The organism is Exiguobacterium sp. s193 (genome assembly GCF_018618755.1).
In the GTDB taxonomy this organism is placed as follows: Bacteria; Bacillota; Bacilli; order Exiguobacteriales; family Exiguobacteriaceae; genus Exiguobacterium_A.
Genome location: NZ_JACSMR010000006.1, coordinates 130538 through 156265 on the forward strand (window position 1 = coordinate 130538; position 25728 = coordinate 156265).

A 25728-nucleotide genomic window follows, 5' to 3' on the forward strand; every position below is an offset into this window, starting at 1 on the left:
GTTTATTATATGAATAAATCAATCGCCGTATATTGGCGAATGACACGACCACATACATTAACTGCAAGTTTTGTACCGGTCGTCGTGGGAACGGCTATCGTCGCACCACGTATCGAGTCATTGCGACTCGATCTATTTTTTGCGATGTTGATCGCATCGATGTTGATTCAAATCGCAACGAACTTATTTAATGAATACTATGACTACAAGCGGGGACTCGACAATGAGGAGTCGGTCGGCATCGGTGGTTCCATCGTCCGGGACGGATTCAAGCCGGGGACAATTCTTGCCTTCGCCTTATCGCTTTATGGAATCGCTGCGCTGCTTGGAATGTATCTCTGTTTTGAGACGACATGGTGGTTGCTCTTAATCGGACTTGTTTCGATGTTCGTCGGTTACATCTATACCGGGGGACCACTCCCGATTGCGTACACACCGTTCGGGGAGATCGTCGCCGGATTTTTCATGGGTTATGTCATCATCGCGATTTCTGCATATCTCCAGATTGGCTATGTCCCGACGGAAGCGGTCGCGATTTCAGTGCCGGTCGCGATTTTGATCGGATCGATCTTGCTTGCAAATAATATTCGGGATCTTGACAATGATAAAGTGAACGGAAGAAAAACGATTGCTTGTCTCGTTGGTCACCGGGCGGCCGTCTACGTCTTGATCGCCTTTTTTGCTGCTGCCGTCATTTCGTTAATCGTTGCGGTCGCTGCGTTTAACGTCTCCTGGTTCGCATTGCTCGCTTTACTGAGTATCCCGTTGATGATCAAGGCCGTGAAGCTGTTTTGGGACGACCTTGAACCCCAAGAATTGATGCCGGGAATGGCACAGACCGGAAAAGTAAATACGATTTTTGGCTTGTTGCTTGCGATAAGCTTGACGTTCGCTAACTTCTAAAATCATACTTCTTAAAATTCCCCGATACCGTGAATACGGTCAGCGGGGAATTTTTTTATGCATTGCATGACCTACTAGGAAGAGTAGGATTGGTTGTCACAGATTTAAAATTTTACTATAATTGAAGCAATGTGCCTGAAATATTCGAGTGGATACTCGGGAATCATGAATTTTTTTTAGAGGTGGAACTGGAATGAATAAAATTGCGGTAATCGGAAAAGTATTCGTCGACATAAAAGGAACTTCGTTCGCTCCATTGCATAAGGATGCGAAAAACGTAGGAGACATCACGTTTTCAAATGGTGGTACAGGACGGAATGTAGCGCAGAACCTAGCCGTTCTCGGGAATGATGTTCGCTTTATCTCGACGGTTACGAACGACCAAATCGGTGTCGGTGTGCTAGAAGAACTAAAATCATACGGTGCAAATGTGGATCATGTCGAAATGCTTGACGACAACGGGATGGGCATGTGGTTAGCGGTCATGGATAATGAGGGTGACCTCCAGACATCGATTTCGAAGCAACCGGACGCAAAATTATTGGAAGAAGCGATTCTCCGCCAGTCCGTCTACGCCTTAGATGGCGTTGATGCAGTCGCGATCGACTTAGACTTATCCGTGACCGTTTTAGAGCGGTTGATTCATCTCTGTCGAAAAATGGAGTTGCCATTGTTCGGAGTGTGTGGACATCTGAGTGTCATCGAACGGAATCGTCACCTGTTGCAAGGGTTCACAGGGTTTATCTGCAGTCGCGAAGAAGCAGAAATCTTATCTGACTTATCTATCGTGACCGTTGAAGATGCAGTCCATGTCGCAAACGAACTAGCTAAAAAAGGAGCACCGTTTACAGTCGTGACGATGAGCGAGCTGGGCGCGGTCTACGTCGACCGCAGAAATGCGACATCTGGTCATATCGGAACGAAAAAAGTGAAGGTCGTCGACTCGACGGGAGCGGGCGATTCATTCTTTTCAGCTGTCTTATCTGAGTTGACTGCCGCTAAACAAGCAGAAGAGGCATTGACACTCGGCATGAAAGTCGCGGCAGAAGTCATTGCGTCGACAGAAAACGGCTTAGTCCCAGAAATGTTGGAGACGATTCGTTAAGAAGCTGGATGATGTTTTGTGTAAGTGAGGGGAGGGATAGCATGCCGATTCAACGGAGTGCTGTTATCATTTTTAATGAAGCAGATGAAGTTGCCTTGATTCGCCGGGATAAACAAGATGTGACGTATTACGTTTTTCCTGGCGGTGGTCTCGAAGAGGGAGCGACGCTTGAACAAACAGCGATTCGTGAAGCCCATGAAGAACTAGGTGTCGACGTTGAGCTCGAGGGGGTTGCAGCCGTCGTCCGTTTTAACGGTTTAGACAATCCGTACTACTGGGCAAAGATTACAGGTGGTATTTTTGGAACGGGTACTGGAGAAGAGTTTGAAGATCCGTCGTCTGGTTATACGCCGTTATGGGTAAAACGGAGCGAATTAGAACATTTACCGGTCCGGCCAACGAGTCTCGTCAAGGAGTTGACGAAGAGGACAGATCGTTTTTATGATATTCAACTAGAAGATATTTAAGGTTTTGATTGAACGAAACAGGGAAATAAAATAGATAGACAAAGAGGTGGTCCTAGACTGCCTCTTTTTAATTAAGGAGAGATGATGGAGATGGCGCATACACGTGACCCAAAGGGGTTAGCACTTAATTTAAAACAGCGGATGTCTGATCATAACATTAAAGATTATGCCGGAACGCTCGCCTATTTTTGGTTTTTATCGATTTTTCCAGGTATCATTTTCGTTATTTCAGTATTATCATTTTTTGATATCGATCAACAGACGCTCGAATCACAGATTCGTGATTTAGCACCGGGTGGATCAGTCAATACATTCACCGATGTCATTTTTCAAGCAATCAAGGAGCCGCAAGGTGGTCTTCTTTCAGTTGGTGCGATTTTAGCCATCTGGTCGGCTTCTAAAGGAGTGGATCGGTTGATTACGACGGCCAACCATGCGTACGGAGATTTTTCACCACGTGGCTTTGTTGCTTCACGTGGGATTGCCTTAATCTTGACGGTCGTCCTTGGTATTGGAATGTTGCTCCTCATTATCTTGAACGTGCTTGGTGGTCCGATCATTAGTTACTTAGCTAACTTTGTCTTACCCATCGACATGGGTCAAAAAATCCTCTTGACGGTCCTCCGGTATACGATTTCGACAGTACTGCTGATCGTCATCTTATCTATTTTTTACCGAGTTGCGCCGAAACGTCCGATTACGATGAAAGAAGCGATTCCAGGTGCCGTGTTCGGTGTTATCGTTTGGCAACTGTTATCAGTTGGATTTGGTTTTTATGTATCGAATTTTTCAAATTATAATCAAACGTACGGTTCACTCGGAAGTGTCGTCATCGTTCTCTTATGGCTCTACTTTACCGGCTTAATCATTTTACTTGGATCAGAGTTAAATGCGGCGTGGGAACGCTTCATGAAAAAATCGGATCCGAAAAAAATGGAAGAAAAACGTTTGAAGGAACAAGCAGACCTTGATTCGATCCCGACGAATACGTTTGGATGATAAATAAAAAGACGCTAAAAACCGGTGTTACGTCGGCTTTTAGCGTCTTTTTTGCTGGTTGGAATTAGGCTGCGACTTTTTTTAAGCCGGCCGTCATCTCGACAGGCGAGGGAGCGTCTTTTTGTAAGAGACGTAAGCCGTTGAGAATGACGAGTATCGTCGATCCTTCATGGCCGACGACAGCGAACGGCATGATGAGAAGTTGAGAGAGATTCGAGACAATCAAGAGTAAGATGACGCCAATCGCCAAAGTAATGTTTTGTTTGACGACACGGTTCATTTTCCGTGCTTTGTTGACGGCATACGCGAGACGACCTAAATCATTTTTCATCAAGACGACGTCAGCGGTTTCTAATGCAGCGTCCGTCCCTTCTCCCATCGCGATCCCGACATGGGCAAGGGCGAGGGCAGGGGCATCGTTGATTCCGTCACCGACCATGGCGACAGTTTGACCATCTGCTTGGTATTGCTTGATATAGTTCACTTTGTCTTCCGGTAAACATTCTGCGACAAATGATGTCAGACCGGCTTCTTCTGAAATCGCGGCTGCCGTGACAGGATTATCGCCTGTCAACATGATGGTCGTGATACCGAGAGCGTTGAGTGAAGTGATGGCTGCTTTTGCTTCGGGGCGAATCGTATCGCGAAGCGCGTAGAGGGCGATAATCGATTCCCCGTTACTGACGTAGACCATCGTATTTCCTTTTTCTTTTAACGTCTGTTCCATCGCGCGGAACGGATCGTGTAACCCTTCATGAAAACCATATTTCCCAATCCGGTACGTCACACCAGAAACCGTTGCTTCAATCCCATAGCCTGTCACGTCTTTAAAAGCAGACGGTTCACGGGTCTCGACTTCTAAGTGATCGACGATCGCTTGTGCGAGTGGGTGGTTCGATTGTGACTCGATGGAGGCGACAGCCTGTTTGATCAGAAACTGGTCAGTCGATTCCGCATAATGACTTTCTGTCACGATCGGCTTCCCTGTCGTCAATGTCCCTGTTTTATCGAAGACGATCGTGTTGACTTGACCAAGTGTCTCGATGTGGGCACCACCTTTAAACAGGACACCATTTCGCGCAGAGGCTGCGATGGCTGATAAGGCAGCAGGTGTAATCGAGGCAACGAGGGCACAAGGTGACGCAACAACAAGTAAAATCATCGCCCGGTAAATGCTCGTCTCGAAACTCCAGCCGACAAGGTAATGGGGAAGAATCATCATTAACGTGACGACGACGAGGACGACTTTAACATAACGACTTTCAAAGCGCTCGATGAATTGAGCGGAAGGTGATTGTTCACTTTGTGCATTTTGCACCATATGGATGATTTTTTGGAACAACGATTCATCTGCTGCTTTCGTCATCTCGATCGTTAAGACGCCGTTCATGTTGACCGTTGAGTTGTATACTGTGTCCCCCGTCCGTTTTTCGACCGGAATCGATTCACCTGTAATCGAAGCTTCCTCGATCGCGGCTTGACCACGAATGATTGTCCCGTCAACCGGAATGCGCTCACCGGGACGGACATAGACGATATCACCAACCGAGAGTCGTTCGATTCCGACGACTTCAAGTTTTCCGTCTGCGTTCAAGCGAGTTGCTTCTTCCGGTTGTAAAGACATCAAACTTTGGAGTGCCCGTTCATTTTTATTCATCGTATAGGTTTCAAGTGCACCGGATAACGCAAAGATGAAAATCAGGATCGCACCTTCCATCCAGTAGCCAATCGCGGCTGCACCAATTGCTGCTAAAATCATCAACAATTCGACGTTCAGTGTTTTTTCATGGTACGTTTCCGTCAAACCTTCTTTGGCTTTAGCGTACCCTCCGATGACGTAGGCGGATAAGTAAAGTGTGACATACACTGCAGCGGGAATTTGTAGTTTTTCGAAAGCGTAAGCAATTAAAATTAATATTCCGCTAAAGAGTGCTAAAATCAATTCGTGATGCTCCTCAAAAGCATGACGAATAGCAGAACGCTGATGTGTGTCGGTAGTAGTAGAGGTAGTCATAAAAAATCTCCTTTCAAGCTGTAAATGAGAAAAAGTATCATTATATCAAAACAGTGAGAATGTTTATTACCAACGTTTTCAATTGATGATAATGAGTTTCATTGTCGCTAGATTATAATTATTATTATCTGTAAAGATACTATACCATGCCACAGTGAAAAGAAACAGGGAAGGAAACTGAAAAAAATGAAAAAAATCTTAACCCATCCTGTAGGGATGGTCGTGTTTGCGTTGTTTACGACGCTCTTATGGGGAAGTGCTTTTCCGTTCATCAAAAAAAGTTATGAATTGTTGACGATTACTTCTTCGGAATACGGCGAGCAACTACTGTTTGCGAGCTATCGTTTTTTCCTGGCGGGAGTTTTATTACTCATCGTTAGTGTCTTCATCTTTAAACAACCGATTACTTTGAAAAAAAGAGCCTATGCCTATAGTCGGCTTGGATTCTTTTTGACCTTCTTGCAGTATGTCTTTTTCTACATCGGGTTATCCTTATCGACTGGTGTTCAAGGATCAATCATTGCCGGTTCGACATCGTTCTTTCAGATGTTACTCGCACACTTTCGTTATGAAGACGATCGGCTGAATCGCTTCAAAGGACTGGCGCTGTTTTTAGGGTTTACGGGCGTGATTTTAGCGAACTGGCCGCAAGGATCGACGGGTGTAACGTTCGGCGTCGGTGAAATTTTGTTGATTTGTGCGATGATTTCAGGTGCATTTGCTAACTTGATTGCGAAGGAATATTCAGCTGCTTATCCGGTTGCACCAATGACGGGCTGGGCGATGGTGATTGGTTCGATTGGTTTATTTATCGCAGGAGCGGTATTAAACGGTCAATGGTTCCCGTTCCATTTCACACAGACGACAGCCTGGATGCTGCTTTATCTCGCCTTTTTATCAGCGACAGGCTTTACGCTTTGGAACTTGCTGATGAAGTACAATCCGGTCAGTCGCGTGTCACTGTTTATGTTTTTCGTTCCGATTTACGGTGTCAGTCTATCTGCACTGATTCTCGGTGAGACGATTCCGCCGCAAGCACTTCTTGGATTATTGTTTGTCGTCGCAGGAATTCTCGTCTCGACGTATCTACCATTCTGGTTTCAAAAGCGTGGTTGACGAAGAATCTGAATCGTGTGAAAATAGTCTCAATTAAAGTTTCATTCTTAATCGTTCGTTGCTGAAGCCGACTTGTTCGGCTTTTTCTGTACGGTCATAAAACAACCGACTCGGCCTTGCCAAAAAGGCTAGTATGACTAGAAAACGAGAGGAGATGAGAAAAGTGGAACGTAATGAAATCGTTCGAAAGATCATGGCAAATCGCCGTCCCCGGGATGAGTTCGCTCGGTTCGTCGTAACATGCGTCAGCCAGCAACTCAAGGAAACCCATGGCGAGGTCGATGTGGAAATTATTGAGGCGGAAAAGGGATACGATTCAGTTTGGTCGATCAATGGTCGAGAGGTCATCGTGTTATTGGAGACGGAAGAGTTGAAGCAAGCAAAAAATCAACCGTACGCAATCGATGAAAAGCTCTGGCAACGTTTTCGGCAAGTCGGAATCGTCAAGTGACACCACCTGCAATACACGAATAATCGAACGGTGATGGACGGAATGAAAACGAAACGGTAAAGAAAGGAGTGTCGCATCGAGCGGCACTCCTTTCTTGTACGTTAAAGAATGGGTCTCATTTAATTTGTGCAGGCTTTGCTGACGAGCGAAATAATAAATAAGCCAGTGTAAAGAGAACCCCGACAAACAAACTAAAGTAAAAAGCAGGAGGAAGTAAGACAAACACACTGCCTGCAATCGGTCCGAGAATCGACCCGAGACTAAAGGAGATGCCGGCTAGGAGGTTGCCGGTCGGTAATAAATGACTCGGTAATTGTTCAGTCATGTAAGCGACCCCTAACGAATACGTCGAGCCGAGTGCCATGCCGCTAAAGGCGAAGATGGCGAACAAGGCGCCGTAACTTTCAAAAAAGAAACAAGCCGCGAGAAACGCACTCGCTCCAATGCAGAGTACAGTGATTAACGTCCGCCGTTTTCCGAAATGGTCGGCGAGTCGTCCGAGTGGGAGTTGCATAATGAGCGAACTGACGACGAATGTCGTGATTAAGGCACTTGTCTCGGACAAGGCATAGCCGTTACGTGTCGCAAAAACCGGAAAGCTTGCATTTAACGTCGCTTCCAAAAATCCGTACGTAAAACCGGGGAGTAACGTAAACCAGGCACTCGCGAGGACAAGACGATAGCGGGAGGCGGCACTTTGTAATTCTTCCGGCATGATGTCGGTTGGTTTTTCGTTCGGCAAGCGACGTAACAAGACGAGGACGATGACGGTCAACGTCCCCGTTAAGACGAACGGGAGCCAGTCGATGTAGTCGACAAGTGGAGCAGCAAGAGGACCGAGTGCGAAGCCGAGCCCGAAAGCCATTCCGTAAAGCGACATCGTCCGGCCTAACTTTTCATTCGGTGTAATCGATGTCACCCAAACTTGCGAACCGTAATGTAACGTTTGATCGCCGAACCCGACGATGAAGCGTAACACCATCCAGGCGAGGACGCTTGGTAACAGCGGAAAGGCGAATACAGCGACAGCAACTAATAAAAGACCGAATGAGATGACGGGGACATACCCATGACGTCGGAGTGGTTTCTCCATCAATGGAGCGGCGACGATGACACCGATATAAAGGACGGCAGCACTCAGACCGTTTATGTAGGCAGGTGTTCCTTGACGCTCAAGTAAAATGGACAACAAAGGAATTAATAAACCTTGCGTGAAACCAGAGATAAACACAATCGATAAAATTAAAACGAAACGACGGGACACGACAAAACAACTGCCTTTCATTTTTTTAATTAAGCATAACATGCCCCGCTTGCACGATTGTACAGCGGGGCGCTTGTGTTCCTATTTTTCCGTTTGTTCAAAACGAGTTGGACGTGGCATATGCAAAAGATGTTCATCCCAATCCGTCTGGTCGAACACTTCGTCATGTTCGATACTGTGAGAAGAACGAATCCCAATCATCATAACTCCGAGTACCATGCTAAATAATCCGATGATGGCGACAATCCCGATGAGCCATTCCATTGTGAAAACTCCCTTCGAAAAAAGAACGTGTGTCAACTTTGTGACAATCTTTTCCCCGTTTGGAAGTAGGCAAAACCTGTTCTCATCCTAAACGACTGGACTGCTTGAGGAAGTCGACGTCCGGATAGTAAGCATTTTTGACGAGGGCATTCGGTCCAAGGCATTTAACGGCAGGACAATGGCACGATAGACTTTTGTTCAGTTCAGTTTGCTGCCAAGCGGCATAGGCGTCATTGAAAGAGGTATCGTGAATCGTTCCGAGAGAAGCGAGCTCATCCCCGAAGTCCGTTACGATGATTTCACCATCAAAAATATTGACGTTTAAACGGGAGCGGCCATCCGGGTCGTTCCGGACGGATACATTCGCTTCTTGACGCAGACGGCGATGGAGTACTAAATCTTCTTCTTTCATCGAACAGGCATAGAACGGTAACGTTCCGAAGAGCATCCAGACGTTTTGGTCACGGACGTCAAGCAACCGATGAATCCCGTCACGAATCTCATCAAGACTGGCCGCTTCAATCATCGAAGCGAAATCTGCTGGGTACATAGGGTGCACCTCGTGACGAGCACACCCCATATCAACAATTTCTTGATGGATGGCTTCGAGGTGCGGGAGTGTTCGTTTGTTTATCATCGTTTCAGCAGAGACGAGGACACCCCGGGCATTTAAAATCCGGGCATTTTCCTTCATCTGTTCAAATAACTTCGTTCGGGCTTCGTGCGACGGTTTTCGCTCCATCATCGCAAATCCGCCATCGATGAAATCATCCGCCGTTCCCCAGTTATGGGATATGTGTAAGACGTCGAGATAGGGGATGATTAATTCGTACCGCGAGAGTGGAAGTGTTAAATTTGAATTGATTTGGGTTTTAGCCCCGCGTTCGTGGGCATACTTAAGTAAAGGGACAACATATTCCTTAACCGATTTCGTCGATAGCATCGGTTCGCCTCCTGTAATGGAAAGGGCACGAAGGTGTTTGATTTCATCGAGACGTTTGATTAATAGTTCGACGGGGATTTCCGGCTTCTCGCTACTTGCTAACATGTATCCTACGGCGCAATGTTCACACCGCATGTTGCAGAGTTTCGTTGTCGTGACTTCGATATTCGTCAGCCTAGCCTGGCCATACTGTTCGATATCACGATAGGCTTCCCATGGATCATTTTCGATCGTAATCGTTGATTGTTGTAACATGGTTGTATTCCTCCTTCATAATGCTCCACTTCGTATCGTATGCTAAAATAACGACGGAATCTATAAGAAGAAAGGAAGTCTGAATAATGGGAAAAGCAAGAACTGATAAACTTGGTCAGATGAATGTGCTAAAATCAAGAATGCAGCTTCTATGCCACACGATTGATTCACTGGATGAAACATCAGATATCGAGGATTTAGAACGACTCGCGGTTTCCTTGGACCAGTTAAAAGCCAAGGTACTTCGTTATGCAAAAGATATGAAGGAACATGAGGGATCAGAAAGCGGTTAATCGAAACCGCTTTTTCATTTGTATCATGGAAAGGATGAAGAGAATGACAACGAAAATTAAACTAAAAGTCGGAGAAATCCGCTCCGTCACGTGTCTACGGATGGGAATCAATGGCGAGGGGATTGCGACGCTCGAACGGCAAATCGTATTCATTCCTGGATTACTCGTCGGGGAAACGGCCCAGATTGAAATCACGGAAATCCATAATAATTTTGCGAATGCCAAACTCGTTAAACGTGATGACCGCTCGCCGGACCGTGTCACACCACTCTGTCCTATCTACAGTCAGTGCGGTGGGTGTCAGCTTCAACATATGAGTTATGCGGGACAACTCCGTTATAAAGAAGAAATGTTACGGAACGCGTTCTCGAAATCAACGAAGTTGAATATCGAAAAGGCAGACATTCGTTCAACAATCGGAACGAAAGAGTGGGAATACCGCAACAAATCACAATTCGCGGTCGGAAAAGAAGGCAATCAAATCGTCAGTGGTTTATATTCAGCGAATTCAAACCGCCTCGTCGCGATTGATGATTGTGTCGTCCAAAATAAAGAAACGTTACGCGTCAACAATGCCGTGACAAAGTTATTAAACGACTACAATGTACCGGTCTATAATTCTGCGAAACAAGATGGTGTCATTCGTAACATCGTCGTCCGGACCGGAATCAAAACAGGTGAAATCCAAGTCGTCCTCGTCGCGTTCAAAGATGGATTTAAAGACCTCGAAGGACTATCACGTGATATTCACAATATTCCTGGTGTCATCTCGGTCGCGCTAAACATCAATGACAAACTGACGTCACGTGTCTTCGGAGAAGAAACAGAAGTTCTTCGTGGTGTCGAAAAGATTGAAGAGCAGATGGGTGAATTCACGTATCAACTTTCGCCACGTGCCTTCTTCCAGTTAAATCCGGAACAAGCAGAACGAATGTATGAAGAAGTCGTTCGGGCAGCGGCGCTGACAGGTGAAGAACGTGTCGTCGATGCGTATGCTGGGGTAGGGTCGATCGGTCTTTGGATTGCAAAAGGAGCAAAAGAAGTCCGCGGTATGGAGATCATTGAAGAAGCGGTGGAAGATGCGAATGCGCACATGAAACAATACGGTTTCAATCACGCCCATTACGTCGTCGGGAAAGCAGAAGCCTGGATTCCGCGTTGGGTCAAAGAGGGCTGGGTTCCGGATGTATTCATCGTCGACCCACCACGGTCAGGCTGTGATACACAACTCTTGAATGCGATGATTTCGTCAAAAGCTAAAAAAATCGTCTACGTTTCGTGTAATCCACAGTCGCTTGCCCGCGATTGCGATCACTTGATGAAGGCCGATTATAAAGTGAGTTACATTCAACCGTACGATATGTTCCCGCAAACGGCACATGTCGAAGCGATCGTCGTCCTCGAGAAAAAGAAAAAGAAAAAGTTCTAACTACGTACGAACGCCGCCTTCTTGAAGTGAATCAAGAAGACGGCGTTTTTTGTTTGGATCGATATTGTTTGTAGACGTGGTGAGCCGCATACAGAACGATGACGACAGCGACGACAACCCACTGGATTGTCGCATCGCTTCCGATGAACCAGCTGACGCTTGCGACCTCGATGAAGAGAGCGGGAATCTTGCCGAGGGTGCTTGCGATGAAAAAAATGAGCGGCGAAACACGGCTTGTCGCACTCAATAACGTGACGAGACCGGACGGAATGAACGGCAAGACACGCAGTAAAACGATCAGCCAAAACGCATCACGTCCGTTCGTTTCAGCGAGCCGGTCGGTCCACTTTCGAACGCGGACCGAGTCAATCTTTGGTGTAAGGCGCTGGACGCCGAATCGGTACAAATAAAAAGCGATGAGTGCACCAAAGGCTTCACCAAGGAAAGACAGCCAAAATCCTTCCCAGTAGCCGAAGTAAAGCACGTTCGCCGCGGTGACGAAGGCGCTCGGTAAAAAACCAAAGATGCTGACGATGAAGCTAACGAGCAAGCTGATCAGAACCGCGAAATGGTCCGCACCTTGAAGTAAATCAAGTAACTGAGCTTCGATGAAGAAACCCTCCTTTTAAGCAAAAACTTCTGAAGTCCATCGTAAAAACAGCTGACCTTTTTGTTATGCAAATCCATCATCTTCATCCGGCAAGAGGGGAAGCGTAATCGTGACGGTCGTACCTTGTCCGATCTCTGACGTAAAGGCAAGCGTCCCATCGTGGCGATCGATGATGTGCTTCGTGATGGCAAGGCCAAGGCCAGTCCCGCCATCTTTGCGAGTCCGCGACTTGTCGACACGATAAAAACGTTTCGTCAAACGCTCTAAATGTTCAGGTGGAATCCCTTCCCCTTCATCCCGAATTGTACAAATGGTCAAATCACCCTCCGTTTTGGTCGAGAGGTAGATCGCGTGATCAGACGGTGTATACCGAAGGGCATTGTCAATCAGGTTTCCGATGACTTGCTCCAACCGATCATTGTCCCCGAGGACGATTTGACTCGGGTCGAAGTCTGTTACGAGTTGAACACCTTTTGCTTGCGCGATCGGCGCCATCCGGTAGACGACATCTTCGAGAACTTGGCTGAAGACGAGCGGTTGTTTCGTCATCGGATACGAGTCGCGTTCAAGTTGCGCGAGGTCTAGTAAATCGTTGACGAGACGTTGCAGACGTTCCGTCTCCCGTTCGATGATTTGGTAATACTGATCGCGTGTCTTCGTGTCTAAATGTTCATCTTGCATCATTTCCGTATAACCACGGATATAGGACAAGGGTGTCCGGAGTTCGTGGCTGACATTCGCGAGGAACTCTTTTCGTTGTTCGTCGACTTCGCCAAGTGATTCTGCCATTTTGTTCAGCGTTTCAGCAAGCTCTCCGATTTCATCATCCGATTGGATTGGAATCCGATAATCAAAATCACCTTGGGCGTAGACCGTCGAGGCCCGTTTCATGTCAATCAATGGACGAATGATCGTATCGATGATCTGCCGCCCGAAGATGACGAGATTGAGAACGATTAAGCCGATCATGAAGAAAATCATCAACCGCAGCGGGCGGAACGGTTCACTGATTTGTCCGAGTTCAAGGTAGAGAATCAACGTTCCGACTAACCGATTGTTTTCGATGATCGGAAATCCTGTCATCAAAATATCGCTGCCTTCAATCGGATGCGTCCGGCTCGAGACGACCGTTTGACCATTTCGGAGCTGTTCGATATCTTCGTTCGTCAAGAAACGCAGTCCACCGGGATTCTTTTGCAGAAAATCGATGAAAAAGACTTTTGATTCCGTCAGCTCGTTCGTATAGGTCATCCCGTCATAAAAGGCACCGGACAGTCCTTCCGACTCATAGATGTTAATCAATTTTTCACCACGGTTCAGCAAGATGTCTTCTTGCGTCTGAAGATAAAACCGGTCGTATAGATAAAACGTGAGTAACAGGAACAGAATCGCAGAAAAGACGCTCGTGAACCAAATCGTGATCCAAATCCGTTTTCGGATCGTGTAGCGTTTAATCATACTTCCTCGAATTTATAGCCGATGCCCCAGACCGTTTGAATGGCGCCACCAGCTTCACCGAGTTTTAGGCGAAGTGTTTTGATATGCGTATCGACTGTCCGTAAGTTTCCGATATAATCGGCTCCCCAAATTTGGTCGAGTAGTTGCTCGCGAGAAAAAACTTTGTCGTTATGTTGAACGAACAAGTGCAACAAGTCAAATTCTTTTCGTGTCAGGCTGACCGGTTTACCACTGACGTGGACACTTCGGCTTTCTGTATCGAGTTCGAGCTTGCCGATTGTTAATGTCGCCGATTGATCGACTGTAAAGCGATGCGAGCGACGCAAGGTCGCTTCGATTCGGGCGAGTAGTTCGCGCGGGCTGAACGGTTTCGTGATGTAGTCATCGGCACCGATTTTCAAACCATGGATCCGGTCGAGCTCGTCCGAACGTGCCGTCAACATGATGATCGGGACATTTGAAAATTCGCGAATCCGCATGCATGCCGTCAGTCCGTCCATTTCAGGCATCATCACGTCAAGTAAGATGAGGTGAAAGGTATCCTGTTGAATTTTATCGATGGCTTCTTGACCATTCGTTGCCGTTGTCGTGACGTAGGCTTCTTTTTCAAGGTTTGATACGAGTAAATCGCGCATCTGTGCTTCGTCATCGACGACGAGAATTTTAAACTGTTCTGCCATTCAAATCGCTCCTCATTCATCCGGAAAACGGGATTTGTAGCCAGTTGTCCGGTGAGTTTTTTTTAATCATACCATTTGAGCGTTTCAAGCCGCATCAAAAGTACGACAAAAAAAGCACGAGTGGGCGATGCCACTCATGCTTCGAGTTGTTGTTCGTAGACCGTTTCGAGTTCGCGACCATGAATGTACATGTGGAAACTCGATTTTGATACTTCATACAGCGTGAACTGGGTCTCGCCTGTATTCAATTGTTCGAGTAACGTCGGACGGAGTTCATCCGCACAAAAGGCATAAGGCAATTTTTCTGCTGCTTTTTGTGAACGGATATTCGTCTGGCGAATCTTCATGAAGACACTTTCGAAACCGAGTTCGAAAAACAGCTCGGAAAAGAACGCTTCTTTCGCCAAGTTGTTATAGCCTTTTCCATGATACGGTTTACCTAACCATGTACCGAGAAAACCATAATGTCCTTCGATATCGAGTAAACTGATTGTACCGATTGGTTGGTCGAATTCATCCAGGATTGTACGTGAGACAAGTTCACCACGCTCTTCCTCTTCGATTGCCTGCTTTGTAGTAAACAGAAATTCATCAAAGTACCGTGTTTTTTGGCGGACGTACGGATATACGTCTTGATGCTGCATCAGTTCGAACAAATCAGCGCAGTCGCTCAGCTCCCGTTGCTTGAGCATACTTCCATTCCTCCTTCTTAAGACCGCTAGAATGATTGTCGAAAGCTACCTGTCTGACTCGTTTGAACCGCGCATGGTATGCCTTCTTCAGTTGTCGGATAAGATAATATTACCTTCTTTTTTTAAAAATGCAAGTAAATAATTTTTGTGAAAAAACATAAAAATTTAAGACAAACTTTGCAAACGAAATTGACTGTTTTTCACAAAGAAAAAAGCCTTTGATCTTCAACGGTTTAACGTTAAATCAAAGGCAAATCGTTTAAGACATCGAGGTTAAATGAACATGTTCAAAAATGACTTTTCCGTCAATCATCGTCATCAGCGGTTTTGCTAAATAATCAAGTGGGAAATGGCTCCATAAAACTAAATCAGCATCTTTTCCGACTTCGATCGACCCGACATGATCCGATACGCCAAGCGAACGAGCTGGATTGATCGTGATGGCACGGAGGGCGATGTCGACGGGTAAACCTTCACGAGCGGCGAGTCCTGCGCATAAATTCAAATACTGGACAGGTGTATATGGATGGTCAGTCGTGATCGACACTTCGAGACCGTGTTCGTGAAGGACACGGTACGTCTCCCATGTTTTATTTTTAAGTTCGATTTTGGATTTACGGGTAAAGGTCGGTCCGACGGTCACGTGTTCAATCGGCAGTTGTTGTAATTCTTTTGCGACGAGGTGACCTTCCGTACAGTGTTCGATCCGGACATCGAGATTAAATTCTTCAGCGAAGCGGATCGCCGATAGAATGTCATCCGCCCGGTGTGCATGGACGCGAAGTGGCATTTCTTTATTTAAGACGCGTTCAATCATCCGGTGAGCGAACGTATCTGCCGTCCGTTGCATCTTCACTTCGAGGAACGCTTCACGGAGCATACCCATGATGCCCATCCGCGTTAGTTCTCCTGCACGTCCAGCACTGTGGACACGTTTCGGGTTCTCACCAAGCGCAATCTTCAGGCCGGCATATTTCCGTAAAATCATATCATCGATGAAGCGCCCGTGCGTTTTGATGACACTCGTTACACCACCGATGATGTTCATGCTGCCCGGCATGACTTGGACGGTCGTGACACCATGTTCGATTGCTTCCTTGAAGCCTTCATCTAACGGATAGACACCGTCGATTGCACGCAAGTGCGGTGTCATCGCGAAAATCGTTTCATTGGCGTCATTTCCGACCGTACCCGTCCCTTCGTCGTACAGGCCGAGGTGGGTATGGGCGTCGATGAAACCCGGTAACAAAAAGCGTCCTTCAGCTTCGATGACACGCTCGTCGTCTTGAACGTCGAGTAACTCGTGGATTTCGTGGATTTTACCGTCTTTGATGCGAATATCACCATAAAAACTATCTGCTGTGATCGGGAAAATATGTGCATTTCGTATTAATACGTTCAACGTTTCGTCAGCCCCTGTGTTAGTTTGTCTGCTCTAAGTTGCTTAGTGCATCCTTTAGTTCAGCATACCGAAACTTGAATCCATTTTCGAGCGCTTTTTTCGGAATGACGCGTGCACCTTCGAGGACGATGACACTTTTTTCACCAAGTGCGAGCTCAAGAGCGAAGCGTGGAGCCGGTAACCAGTGGGGGCGGTGTAACGTTTTCCCGATCGTTTTTCCGAACTGACGCATCGTTTCTGGATGCGGCGCCGTGATGTTAAGCGGACCAGTGAGTTGATTTGTTGTAAGGGCGAAGATGAATAATTCGACGAGGTCGTCGATATGAACCCAAGAGACCCATTGTTTTCCGTCGCCCATCGTTCCGCCGCCGAAAAGTTTATAAGGTAAGCGCATCAATGGATAAGCGCCACCCTCGTTACTGAGGACGACACCAATCCGTGGATGAACGAGCCGGATCCCAAGGTCGGCGATGGGTTGGGCTAACGCTTCCCACTTGACGCAGACTTGACTGAGGAAGTCACTTGTCGGCGGGAGTGGTTGTTCCTCCGTAAATGTTTGATGCCGATCCTGTCCATAAATGCCGACAGCGGAAGCGGAGAGGACGACAGCCGGTTTTGTTGTTAATGCTTCATTGATGCGGACTAATTCCTTCGTCGAATCAATCCGGCTTTGCAGAATCGTTTGTTTCCGTTCTTCCGTCCAGCGGCCGTCATTGATCGAAGCACCAGCTAAATGGATGAAGGCATCGACCCCTTCAAGCTGGCGCTCTGGAGCGGCAGACGACGTCAGCCACTCGACGTAAGTAGTATGTTCTGTGTTGTCTTGTACGGACCGGGTCAAAATAAAGATATGATGGCCTTCCGCAATCAGTCGTTTTGAGAGCGCTTGACCAATCATTCCTGTTCCACCTGTAATCGCAATCTTCATCATCATCATCCCTTTCAGCAATCTTGTACATATGTTCCCGTTTGTCAGTTTCGCTCAAACATGAGGAAGCATGTTATCGTTAAGTATTCAGTTTTAAGTAGGAGGATACCCCCTTGAAGATTAAACGGATTTCGACACAAAAGAAAAATAATGAGCGGTTTAATATCTATATCGAACGGGATGGAAAAGAAGAGTATGCGTTTGCCGTCGATGTCGACATTTTAATTAAATATAACCTTGAGCGTGATAAGGAGATTGATGACGACTTCGTCAAGGAAGTGTTGACGGCGGAAGAAGAACAAAAAGCTTACCGGTTGTCGTTGAACCACTTGTCTTACCGGATGCGGGCGACGAGCGAGGTCGAAACGCATTTGATCGAAAAGGAGATGCCGGAACACGCGATCAAACATGCGATTCAGCGCCTGACGGAACAAAAGTACATCGACGATCAACAGTTTGCACTTGCCTATACGGCGACGAAAAAAGCAACGACACCCCAAGGGCCGGGACGAATCCGGCGTGATTTAGCGGCGTTGAAGATAAAAAAAGAGTACATCGATGAAGCGTTACGACAGTTCTCGGAAGAAGAAGAGCTAGAGAAGGTCGTCAAGTTCTTGCGCCAAAAACAAAAGGAATTAGCGCGGCGTTCGGTCCGGGAATTGAAACAGAAACTGCAGCAAACTCTGATGCAACGTGGGTTTTCATCAGAAGTGACGCAACAAGCGTTTCAAATCGTTTTTGAGGAAGTCGAAGTCGATGCGGAAGAAGAGGCGGCGCTTTATCAGGCACGAAAATATTATCCGAAATATCATAAGCTCGAACCCTTCGCCCGTGAGCAAAAAACGAAGCAAGCTCTCGTCCGAAAAGGGTTTCCGTATGCTGTCGTAGCGAGTGTCCTCGAACAGGTCAAGCAAGAAGAGGAAGAAGGAATCTGACAAGAGTCAGCCCTTCCAAAAAGACTGAAAAATCATTTCCCTAAAAAGCAAGATGGAAAATTGACAATTGTTCGACAATTGTGCTATTCTACGCTCAGATTAAGAAAAGGAGGAACCGTCACATGAAAAAGCAACTTGTTATCTCATCTGTTATTGGCCAGTTGAATATGGCGGAGACTCTCGAACTCGTATAAACACTCATTTAGTGTGCGATTGACAGGGAATCCGTTCCCCGAGCGCGCAGACCATATTTTTGATTCATATCGTCTTTTCAAGGCATAGTGATTCTCGGACTGCTTCCGGAAATCAGTATGCCTTTTTGTGCGTTCGGAAAAAAGGAACATCATTACATGACGCAAAGGGGGGAACCATCGTGCGATTATTTCGCCAACTCAGTTGGTTTCTGAAAGAACACAAAACATCTTATTTGATTGCCGTTGTACTTTTGATCATCACCGGTTTCATTGATTTGACACCACCGTGGCTGATTGGAAAGGTAATTGACGGGTTACGGTCCGGATCGATGGACCGGACGACGCTGATTCAATATGTCGTCGGACTGCTCGTAATTTCGGTCGCTTCGTTTATTTTGACGTACTTATGGCTCGCGAAATTGTTTGGGACGGCCTTTTTGCTCGAACGGACATTACGCAGCCGATTCTTTACACATCTATTGAAATTGACGCCGACCTTCTATCAAAAGAACCGGACAGGAGACTTGATGGCGCTTGCGACAAATGACTTAAAAGCGGTCGAACGGACAGCCGGGTTTGGTGTGTTGACGCTCGTCGACTCGTTGAACATGACGGCGATTACGCTTGTCGTGATGGGGGTCGCGATCGATTGGAAATTGACGCTTGCAGCATTACTACCGATGCCGCTCCTCGCGTATGCGATGAACAAGCTTGGAAGTCAAATTCATGGACGCTTCATCGTTGCCCAAGATGCGTTTGGGACAATGAATGATCAGGTCGTCGAATCGATTTCCGGACTGCGGGTCATTCGCTCATTCGTCCAAGAAGAGATTGATGTCAAAAAATTTGATGACACGACGACGGATGTCTTTGAAAAAAACATGCATGTCGCAAAAATTGATGTCTTATTTGAACCAATCATCAAGTTATTGGTCGGTATCAGCTATTTAATCGGTCTGTCGTTCGGGACGTATCTTGTCTTTACGAACGATATTACGCTCGGCCAACTTGTTGCATTTAATATTTACCTCGGGATGTTAATTTGGCCGATGTATGCATTCGGAGAACTGATCAACGTCATCCAGCGTGGAACAGCAAGTCTCGACCGGTTAGAAGCAACGATGCGTGTCAAACCGTTGATTGCATCAACACCGAAAGTCGAAGTCGTGCGGCCGGAAACGATTACTCTGGCTAACTTGACGTTCACGTATCCGGAGACGAATCATCCGTCGTTACACGGAATTGATTTGACGATTAAACACGGACAGACGATTGGAATCGTCGGTCCGACTGGATCAGGAAAAACAACGCTCTTACGTCAATTTTTACGGGAGTATCCGATTGGACGGGAAATGTTGAAAGTAAATGGAACACCATATGAAGATGTTGCACTGGAGACCGTCCGTGGATGGACGGGCTATGTCTCGCAAGAGCATCTACTCTTCTCGAAATCCGTCCGTGATAACATCTTGTTCGGGGCGGGTGAGGCGACAGAAGCTGAGTTGCAAGAAGCAATCCGTTTAGCGGCCTTCACGACAGATGTCGAGACGCTTGACCAAGGATTACAAACGATGGTCGGAGAACGGGGTGTCACGCTTTCCGGAGGTCAGAAACAACGCCTATCGATTGCACGGGCGATGTTGAAGAAACCGGAGTTGTTACTGCTCGACGACTCGTTGTCAGCAGTCGACGCGAAAACGGAATCACAAATCATCGACGCAATCCGGACGAACCGTCATCAGTCAACGACCTTGATTGTTGCGCACCGGTTGTCTGCTGTCGCGCATGCCGATGAAATTCTTGTCTTACAAGACGGCGTGATCAGTGAACGGGGAACGCATGAACAGCTGATGGAACGACGCGGCTGGTATGCAGAACAATTCGAACGACAAAGTGAAGAAACGTAAGGCAGGAGGTGCTGAAATTGACTGAACAAGAAAATTATTTACTCGATCCCGTCAGACGGAAGACGACGATTCGTTCACTTGTCCGCTATGCGATGCATGAGAAACGTGCAATCTTTCTCGGACTTTTCCTGCTTATTTTAGCAGTCGGAGCCGAACTGACAGGACCTTATATCGCAAAAATCATCATCGACGAACACATCGTCGCCATCGAAAAAGACTGGGTGGAAGTCGAATCGGGCGGGACGGTCGGGTATGACGGACGACGTTTTGCGAAGTCGCAAGACGTTCCGAAATCGGCGGTCATCGGTCCGATCTCAATCGTCCAGTCGAAGGCGGGGTATTATTTCGTTCCGGAACAAGTCGTCAGCGGGGGCGAACGACAAGTCGCTGGAGACACGTTAACTGTCACGCGGGGGGATGAAACGTTTCGGTACGCCGGTGTCGAAAAGCTAACGCAAGGACAAGTCTATGACTTTTACGCCTCAGACTTAAAGGCGATTGGCTGGTTATCGCTCTTTTATATCATTTTACTGTTGCTTGCAGCAGGATTGAACTGGGTCCAACAAATCTTATTGCAACGCTCAGCGCATAAAATCGTCAAACGGATGCGGCTTGATGTCTTTTCCCATCTGCAACGTTTACCGGTCCGTTACTTCGACCAGACACCGATTGGTAAAATCGTCAGTCGTGTCACGAACGATACGGAGACGATCCGGGATCTTTATCTCGGTGTCCTGGCACGGGTGTTCTCAGGCATCATCACGATGGCGGGGATTCTCGTCGCGATGTTCTTCCTGGATGTCCGGTTGGGTCTCGTATCCTTAGCCATCATCCCGATCGTCTATTTTTGGATTCAACTGTTCCAAAAACTGGCGACGGAAAACAACTTCAAAGTCCGGGCACTCGTCGCGGACATGAACGGACAATTGAATGAAAACATCCAGACAATGCCGATCATTCAGTCGTACGCCCGTGAAGCGGAAGTACTTGCTGAGTTCGAACAGAAAAATGAAGAGAACTACCAGACGCGTGCGAAACTGTTGCGGCTCGATGCGTTGATGTCACACAACTTATCGTATTTCTTAAAAAACTTGACGCTCGCCTTGTTGATTTGGGTCGTCGCCGGTCAAAGTTTAACGAACGGGACATTTTTATCGCTCGGGATTCTTTATGCCTACATTGATTACGTGTCTCGTTTATTTGAACCAGTCACACAAATCATGAACCAACTGTCACCGCTCCAACAAGCACTCGTCTCTGCCGACCGGATGTTCCAGTTGCTCGACGAAAAAGGCGAACCGGTCGAACAAGGTCGGATTCCCCGTTTCGCAGGACGCGTCGAGTTTAAAGACGTCGGATTCAGCTACGAGGAAGGTTATCCGGTTTTACGTCAAATCGAGATTGAGGCACGCCCTGGTGCGACGATCGCTCTCGTCGGGCATACGGGGAGCGGGAAAAGCTCAATCATGAACCTGTTGATGCGTTTTTATGATCCTTCGTCCGGTCAACTCTTGATTGACGGACAAGATGTTACGACGTTACCGAAACAAGCGGTCCGTGACCACATGGGGATCGTCTTACAAGATCCGTTCTTGTTTACAGGAACGATTCGCTCGAACATTACACTGGATAATCCCTTGATTTCGGAAGAACGTGTCCGTCAGGCGATTGTCGCCGTCGGAGCAGACCGCTTCATCGATCGACTTCCGCATGGCTTAGACGAACCGGTCATCGAAAAGGGCGCGACCTTATCTGCCGGAGAACGGCAATTAATCAGCTTTGCCCGTGCGCTTGCTTTTGATCCTGCGATTCTCGTTCTTGACGAAGCGACGGCAAGTGTCGATTCCGAGACGGAAGCGATGATTCAAGAAGCCTTGCTGACGTTGACGAAAGGACGGACGACGTTCATCATCGCCCACCGGTTGTCGACGATTAAAGATGCCGATGAAATCATCGTCCTCGATCACGGTCAAATCATGGAGCGTGGTACACATGACGTGCTCTTGTCGGAAAAAGGGATTTACGCGAAGATGTACGCCCTCCAAAGCAAACGGAATCTTGAACTGAAATCAAGCTAAGACCATGATATGACTTCTCCTTTTCGTATATACTAATGACGAAGAGGGGGAGTTTTTTAATGGAAACACGGATGAGTCAATTATCGAAATATGAATTAGAAATGCTCGTCACGAAACTAAACGAGCAAAAAAGAAAAGCGGAGCAGCACGGGAACATGAGTGAAGTCGAAGTCGTCATTCGAAAAATCGCGATGGCGCAAAGTTATCTCGTCGATGCAAGTCAGTTCGAAACCGGTCAACTTTACCAAGTCGAAGGGGAAGAGGCGGCGTTCGAATTACATTTCGTCAACGGTGTCATGGGCTGGGGTCATTTTGTAGGAACCGTCAATGAAGTCGCGATTCCGCTCGCGCTGATTCATTCTGAGGAGGGTGCATGATGGAAGAAAACCGCACAGCGGCACTAGAACAACTAGCAGGAGAATTACAAGCTGTCAATCCGGTGTTAACGCCAATCGAAGCATTGACATGGGTCGAAGTCCTTTGGGAAGATTTTGAGGCGACGCTTGCCCGGGCAGGCGAAAAATACCAAGGTGAGGCTGTCGCCGTCCGGTTCGTCGAGCGACAAATCAAACAACATGGAGCGATGTTGCACCGCTTCAATACATCGAATGAAAAGTTTAAGCACTTGATGCTTGGACGCGACGTCCAGTAAATGAATAGAAAAAGACTCCTTGTCCTGGTCGATTGACCACTGACACGGAGTCTTTGTTTATAAGGCAGGGATGACCAGCTTTTTTTGCAGTGTCCGTTCGCTAAAGACCCAACCCGTATAGGAACTGACGATTTGTTGGGACGCCTCGTCAATCCGGACGACGGCGACGAATGGGTAGACATCTTTTGTGAAATACCGTAAGTTCGTAAAACGATATTCGACGATGCCGTCTTTTCGGGATACCGTATACGTGTGGATTTTTGAGAAGGCGAGGAAGGCTTTCAAGTCCTCATTTTGTTTGACGATTTCATACAGTGCGTCCCCATGCGGTTCCTCTTTAATGCGGAAGTTTCCACATTCGACGACGACACCGGCATTGATTTTGACGACCGAGTACTCGTCGCGCAGTCGTGCTGCGACGTGCCACTCGTCCCACTTCATTCCGGGTGAGATGAATAACTTGTGGGCCCCGCCATAATACCGGGCAGCCGTCGCCAAGGCGTCATTTCGGAGTTTGAATTGGACGGCATAATAAATCGCGACGATGACGATTAAAATCGGGAAAATGACGAGGGTCGCACGCGTCAGGACCCAGATGCCAAAAGCGCCGTAATACATCGTGAATAAATACGGATCAAACGTATTGATGACACCCCAACCAATCCAGGTCTGTTTAAAGGGGTGAAGAGCTTGTGTGCCGTAGGCGTTAAACAGATCGACGAAGACATGAAGGGCGACAGCGATCTGCGCCATCAGCCATAATGAAGTAGGTGGTACGCCGAATAAGGTACCGATGACGATTGATAAGAGTAACGGCCAAGCGAGAAGGGCAATCAACCCATGGGATTTTCCACGGTGTTGCGTCAAATAAGCACCGTTCCCCTTGAATTTAAAAACCGTGTCAAAGTCGGGGGCGTGCGATCCGACTAAGGCAGTGGTCGTGACGGCAGCAAAAAGTGTTGCGCTTGCTGCGACGTCCGGTTCGAGTGTTGAGATGGCGGCGAGACAAAGTCCCATTCCGATATGTGTACCAGTATCCAATGCGAATTCGCTCCTCTAAAAGTAGTAATGGTACGACAAACTAGTATCAGCATTCCGAGTAATTTTCATTCACTATAACGTATTTTTGTAGAAAAGAGGTAGACATTTGATCCCCGTTCAAGAATATTTCACAAACTTTAATAAACGAACGTTCACAACCGAATTGGTCGCATGGTTTTTACGCGAACAACGCCAGTTACCATGGCGGGAAACGAAAAACCCTTACCATATTTGGATTAGCGAGATCATGTTACAACAGACGCGTGTCGATACGGTCATTCCTTATTATAACCGGTTCACGGACCGTTTTCCGACGCCGCACGATCTGGCGGCGGCAGAACAAAGTGAAGTCTTAAAGTACTGGGAAGGCTTAGGGTACTATTCCCGTGTTAAGAATCTTCAAATCGCCGTTCAGGAAGTTGTTGAAAAATATGACGGAATCGTTCCTGACGAAAAAGAAATTTTTGAAAGTTTACGTGGTGTCGGACCGTATACGACGGGAGCCGTTTTGTCGATTGCTTACGGTCAGGCGGAACCGGCAGTCGACGGAAATGTCATGCGTGTCTTATCGCGGGTGCTCGGGATTTATGAAGACATCGCCGCACCGAAAACACGGAAATTGTTTGAAGCAGCGGTCCATGAACTGATTGATCCAGCCGACCCTTCGAGTTTCAACCAAGGCTTGATGGAACTCGGGGCAATCGTCTGTACACCAAAGTCACCGATGTGTGGGTTATGCCCCGTCAACGACGTCTGTTTTGCCTATGAGCGGAATGCTCAGGGCGAGTTACCCGTCAAAACGAAAAAAGGAAAAACACAGACGATTCAATACGATGCTCTTGTCTACGAAGAAGCTGGGAAAATCGCAATCGAGCAACGGCCGGATACAGGACTGCTCGCAGGAATGTGGCAATATCCGTTAGTCGAATCAACGGAAACAAAACCTGGAACGTATGTCGGGCAGATAAAACACATCTTTTCACACCGGATTTGGGATGTTAGTGTTTACCGCGTCGCGACTCAACCGGAAGGAACGGTACTGATGGATGAAGTAACGTACGTCAAGCAACCGATATCAGTCGCACAAATGAAAATTGATCGTTTACTAAAGGAGGAGACTACATGAATACATTTCGTACGGAAACGAAAGTAACGGCGACGTTAGAGCAGGCTTGGACGTTTTTAGGCGATGCGAAAGCATTAACGGGAATGACGGTTTTCCCGAAGGTTAAAACGATTGGTGATACACGGACGCTTGCCGGAAACACGATTCAGCTCAAAGTCGGCCTTGCGCCCATTTTCGTCGAGTGGGAGTCACTCATTCCGATCGTCGGTCAACATGCTTTTGTTGATGTAGGGGTCAATGTCCCGTTCCCGTTTGCTGCTTGGTGTCACCTGCACCGGGTCGAAGAGCGTCCGGACGGGGTCTATATGATTGATGAATTGCTCTATAAATCTTATTTTCCGAAAATGATTGTCGATTTACTGATTCTTAAACCGATGTTCAAGCAACGAAAACGCGCGATTTTAGACTATTTCGGCTAATGAATCATCATCATTTTTCTGAAAAAGTACCCTTTCGTTTTTCATGTGTTCTGAAAATGGGTATAATAAGCACGAGAGTATAGAAAAATTGAATAAAAAAGCT

The 25728-nt window shown here is 47.1% G+C and carries 26 protein-coding genes; 15 read left to right on the top strand and 11 right to left on the bottom strand.

Features of this window, described 5'->3' with window-relative positions:
- The first annotated feature begins 9 nt into the window (after positions 1-9).
- The 4 genes from KNQ04_RS09630 to KNQ04_RS09645 all read left to right on the top strand — a co-directional run bounded on the left by KNQ04_RS09630 (position 10) and on the right by KNQ04_RS09645 (position 3474).
- Positions 10-903: a 1,4-dihydroxy-2-naphthoate polyprenyltransferase gene (locus KNQ04_RS09630; RefSeq protein WP_214850060.1), complete on the top strand. Its 894-nt coding sequence runs from the start codon at positions 10-12 to the stop codon at positions 901-903.
- 193 nt (positions 904-1096) lie between these two features.
- Positions 1097-2008: a guanosine-inosine kinase gene (locus KNQ04_RS09635; RefSeq protein ID WP_214850063.1), complete on the top strand. Its 912-nt coding sequence runs from the start codon at positions 1097-1099 to the stop codon at positions 2006-2008.
- Between the two features lie 41 nt (positions 2009-2049).
- Positions 2050-2475, top strand: a complete 426-nt coding sequence (locus KNQ04_RS09640; RefSeq protein ID WP_214850066.1) for an NUDIX hydrolase — start codon at positions 2050-2052, stop codon at positions 2473-2475.
- Between the two features lie 90 nt (positions 2476-2565).
- A complete protein-coding gene (locus tag KNQ04_RS09645; protein WP_214850069.1) occupies positions 2566-3474 on the top strand; it encodes a YihY/virulence factor BrkB family protein in 909 nt (302 codons plus the stop codon).
- Between the two features lie 64 nt (positions 3475-3538).
- On the opposite strand, the gene KNQ04_RS09650 is transcribed toward KNQ04_RS09645, so the two are convergent.
- Entirely contained in the window at positions 3539-5488 is a 1950-nt protein-coding gene (locus tag KNQ04_RS09650; RefSeq protein ID WP_214850071.1) for a heavy metal translocating P-type ATPase, read from the bottom strand.
- Positions 5489-5674: 186 nt separating this feature from the next.
- Here KNQ04_RS09650 and KNQ04_RS09655 point away from each other — a divergent pair, with 186 nt between their 5' ends.
- Together KNQ04_RS09655 and KNQ04_RS09660 are read left to right on the top strand one after the other, a co-directional pair.
- Positions 5675-6604, top strand: coding sequence for a DMT family transporter (locus KNQ04_RS09655; protein WP_214850074.1), 930 nt, complete (start codon positions 5675-5677; stop codon positions 6602-6604).
- A 154-nt stretch (positions 6605-6758) separates the two neighbouring features.
- Positions 6759-7055 (top strand): hypothetical protein, encoded by a 297-nt coding sequence (locus KNQ04_RS09660; RefSeq protein WP_235195201.1) that lies wholly within the window; start codon positions 6759-6761, stop codon positions 7053-7055.
- A gap of 115 nt (positions 7056-7170) precedes the next feature.
- On the opposite strand, the gene KNQ04_RS09665 is transcribed toward KNQ04_RS09660, so the two are convergent.
- The 3 genes from KNQ04_RS09665 to yfkAB form a co-directional block, all read right to left on the bottom strand.
- Positions 7171-8361, bottom strand: coding sequence for an MFS transporter (locus KNQ04_RS09665; RefSeq protein ID WP_251136978.1), 1191 nt, complete (start codon positions 8359-8361; stop codon positions 7171-7173).
- Between the two features lie 39 nt (positions 8362-8400).
- A complete protein-coding gene (locus KNQ04_RS09670; RefSeq protein ID WP_214850077.1) occupies positions 8401-8583 on the bottom strand; it encodes a hypothetical protein in 183 nt (60 codons plus the stop codon).
- Positions 8584-8665: 82 nt separating this feature from the next.
- Positions 8666-9781, bottom strand: coding sequence for a radical SAM/CxCxxxxC motif protein YfkAB (gene yfkAB / locus KNQ04_RS09675; RefSeq protein ID WP_214850079.1), 1116 nt, complete (start codon positions 9779-9781; stop codon positions 8666-8668).
- An 86-nt stretch (positions 9782-9867) separates the two neighbouring features.
- On the opposite strand from yfkAB, the gene KNQ04_RS09680 reads away from it, so the two are divergent.
- The gene (locus tag KNQ04_RS09680) at positions 9868-10074 is read left to right on the top strand and encodes an SE1561 family protein (protein WP_029332765.1); all 207 of its coding nucleotides are present in this window, start codon (positions 9868-9870) and stop codon (positions 10072-10074) included.
- A 43-nt stretch (positions 10075-10117) separates the two neighbouring features.
- Positions 10118-11503, top strand: a complete 1386-nt coding sequence (gene rlmD, locus KNQ04_RS09685) for a 23S rRNA (uracil(1939)-C(5))-methyltransferase RlmD (protein ID WP_214850081.1) — start codon at positions 10118-10120, stop codon at positions 11501-11503.
- Between the two features lie 31 nt (positions 11504-11534).
- Here the strand turns inward: rlmD and KNQ04_RS09690 are convergent, their stop codons facing one another.
- The 6 genes from KNQ04_RS09690 to KNQ04_RS09715 form a co-directional block, all read right to left on the bottom strand.
- Positions 11535-12053: a TVP38/TMEM64 family protein gene (locus KNQ04_RS09690; RefSeq protein WP_251136979.1), complete on the bottom strand. Its 519-nt coding sequence runs from the start codon at positions 12051-12053 to the stop codon at positions 11535-11537.
- Positions 12054-12176: 123 nt separating this feature from the next.
- Positions 12177-13571 (bottom strand): sensor histidine kinase, encoded by a 1395-nt coding sequence (locus tag KNQ04_RS09695; RefSeq protein WP_214850084.1) that lies wholly within the window; start codon positions 13569-13571, stop codon positions 12177-12179.
- On the bottom strand, positions 13568-14251 hold the full coding sequence (locus tag KNQ04_RS09700) for a response regulator transcription factor (protein ID WP_214850087.1): 684 nt from the start codon (positions 14249-14251) through the stop codon (positions 13568-13570). The genes KNQ04_RS09695 and KNQ04_RS09700 overlap by 4 nt, the downstream gene beginning before the upstream one ends.
- Positions 14252-14385: 134 nt before the next feature.
- On the bottom strand, positions 14386-14943 hold the full coding sequence (locus tag KNQ04_RS09705) for a GNAT family N-acetyltransferase (RefSeq protein WP_029332770.1): 558 nt from the start codon (positions 14941-14943) through the stop codon (positions 14386-14388).
- 259 nt (positions 14944-15202) lie between these two features.
- The gene (locus tag KNQ04_RS09710; protein ID WP_214850089.1) at positions 15203-16345 is read right to left on the bottom strand and encodes an amidohydrolase; all 1143 of its coding nucleotides are present in this window, start codon (positions 16343-16345) and stop codon (positions 15203-15205) included.
- Positions 16346-16364: 19 nt separating this feature from the next.
- Complete coding sequence (locus tag KNQ04_RS09715; RefSeq protein ID WP_214850092.1) at positions 16365-17273, bottom strand: TIGR01777 family oxidoreductase; 909 nt, start codon at positions 17271-17273, stop codon at positions 16365-16367.
- A gap of 113 nt (positions 17274-17386) precedes the next feature.
- Between KNQ04_RS09715 and KNQ04_RS09720 the strand changes: the two genes are divergently transcribed.
- The 5 genes from KNQ04_RS09720 to KNQ04_RS09740 all read left to right on the top strand — a co-directional run bounded on the left by KNQ04_RS09720 (position 17387) and on the right by KNQ04_RS09740 (position 23039).
- The gene (locus KNQ04_RS09720; RefSeq protein WP_214850093.1) at positions 17387-18208 is read left to right on the top strand and encodes a RecX family transcriptional regulator; all 822 of its coding nucleotides are present in this window, start codon (positions 17387-17389) and stop codon (positions 18206-18208) included.
- A 373-nt stretch (positions 18209-18581) separates the two neighbouring features.
- A complete protein-coding gene (locus KNQ04_RS09725) occupies positions 18582-20309 on the top strand; it encodes an ABC transporter ATP-binding protein (protein WP_353049716.1) in 1728 nt (575 codons plus the stop codon).
- Positions 20310-20317: 8 nt separating this feature from the next.
- A complete protein-coding gene (locus tag KNQ04_RS09730; protein ID WP_483299246.1) occupies positions 20318-22387 on the top strand; it encodes an ABC transporter ATP-binding protein in 2070 nt (689 codons plus the stop codon).
- Positions 22388-22446: 59 nt separating this feature from the next.
- The gene (locus tag KNQ04_RS09735) at positions 22447-22764 is read left to right on the top strand and encodes a DUF1811 family protein (protein ID WP_214850102.1); all 318 of its coding nucleotides are present in this window, start codon (positions 22447-22449) and stop codon (positions 22762-22764) included.
- Positions 22764-23039, top strand: coding sequence for a YfhJ family protein (locus KNQ04_RS09740; protein WP_214850105.1), 276 nt, complete (start codon positions 22764-22766; stop codon positions 23037-23039). Before KNQ04_RS09735 ends, KNQ04_RS09740 begins: the two co-directional genes overlap by 1 nt.
- A 57-nt stretch (positions 23040-23096) precedes the next feature.
- Here the strand turns inward: KNQ04_RS09740 and KNQ04_RS09745 are convergent, their stop codons facing one another.
- On the bottom strand, positions 23097-24080 hold the full coding sequence (locus tag KNQ04_RS09745) for a metal-dependent hydrolase (RefSeq protein WP_214850108.1): 984 nt from the start codon (positions 24078-24080) through the stop codon (positions 23097-23099).
- A 106-nt stretch (positions 24081-24186) separates the two neighbouring features.
- Between KNQ04_RS09745 and mutY the strand changes: the two genes are divergently transcribed.
- A complete protein-coding gene (gene mutY, locus KNQ04_RS09750) occupies positions 24187-25206 on the top strand; it encodes an A/G-specific adenine glycosylase (protein ID WP_214850111.1) in 1020 nt (339 codons plus the stop codon).
- Entirely contained in the window at positions 25203-25625 is a 423-nt protein-coding gene (locus tag KNQ04_RS09755; protein ID WP_214850114.1) for a hypothetical protein, read from the top strand. The genes mutY and KNQ04_RS09755 overlap by 4 nt, the downstream gene beginning before the upstream one ends.
- The last annotated feature ends 103 nt before the right edge of the window (positions 25626-25728 follow it).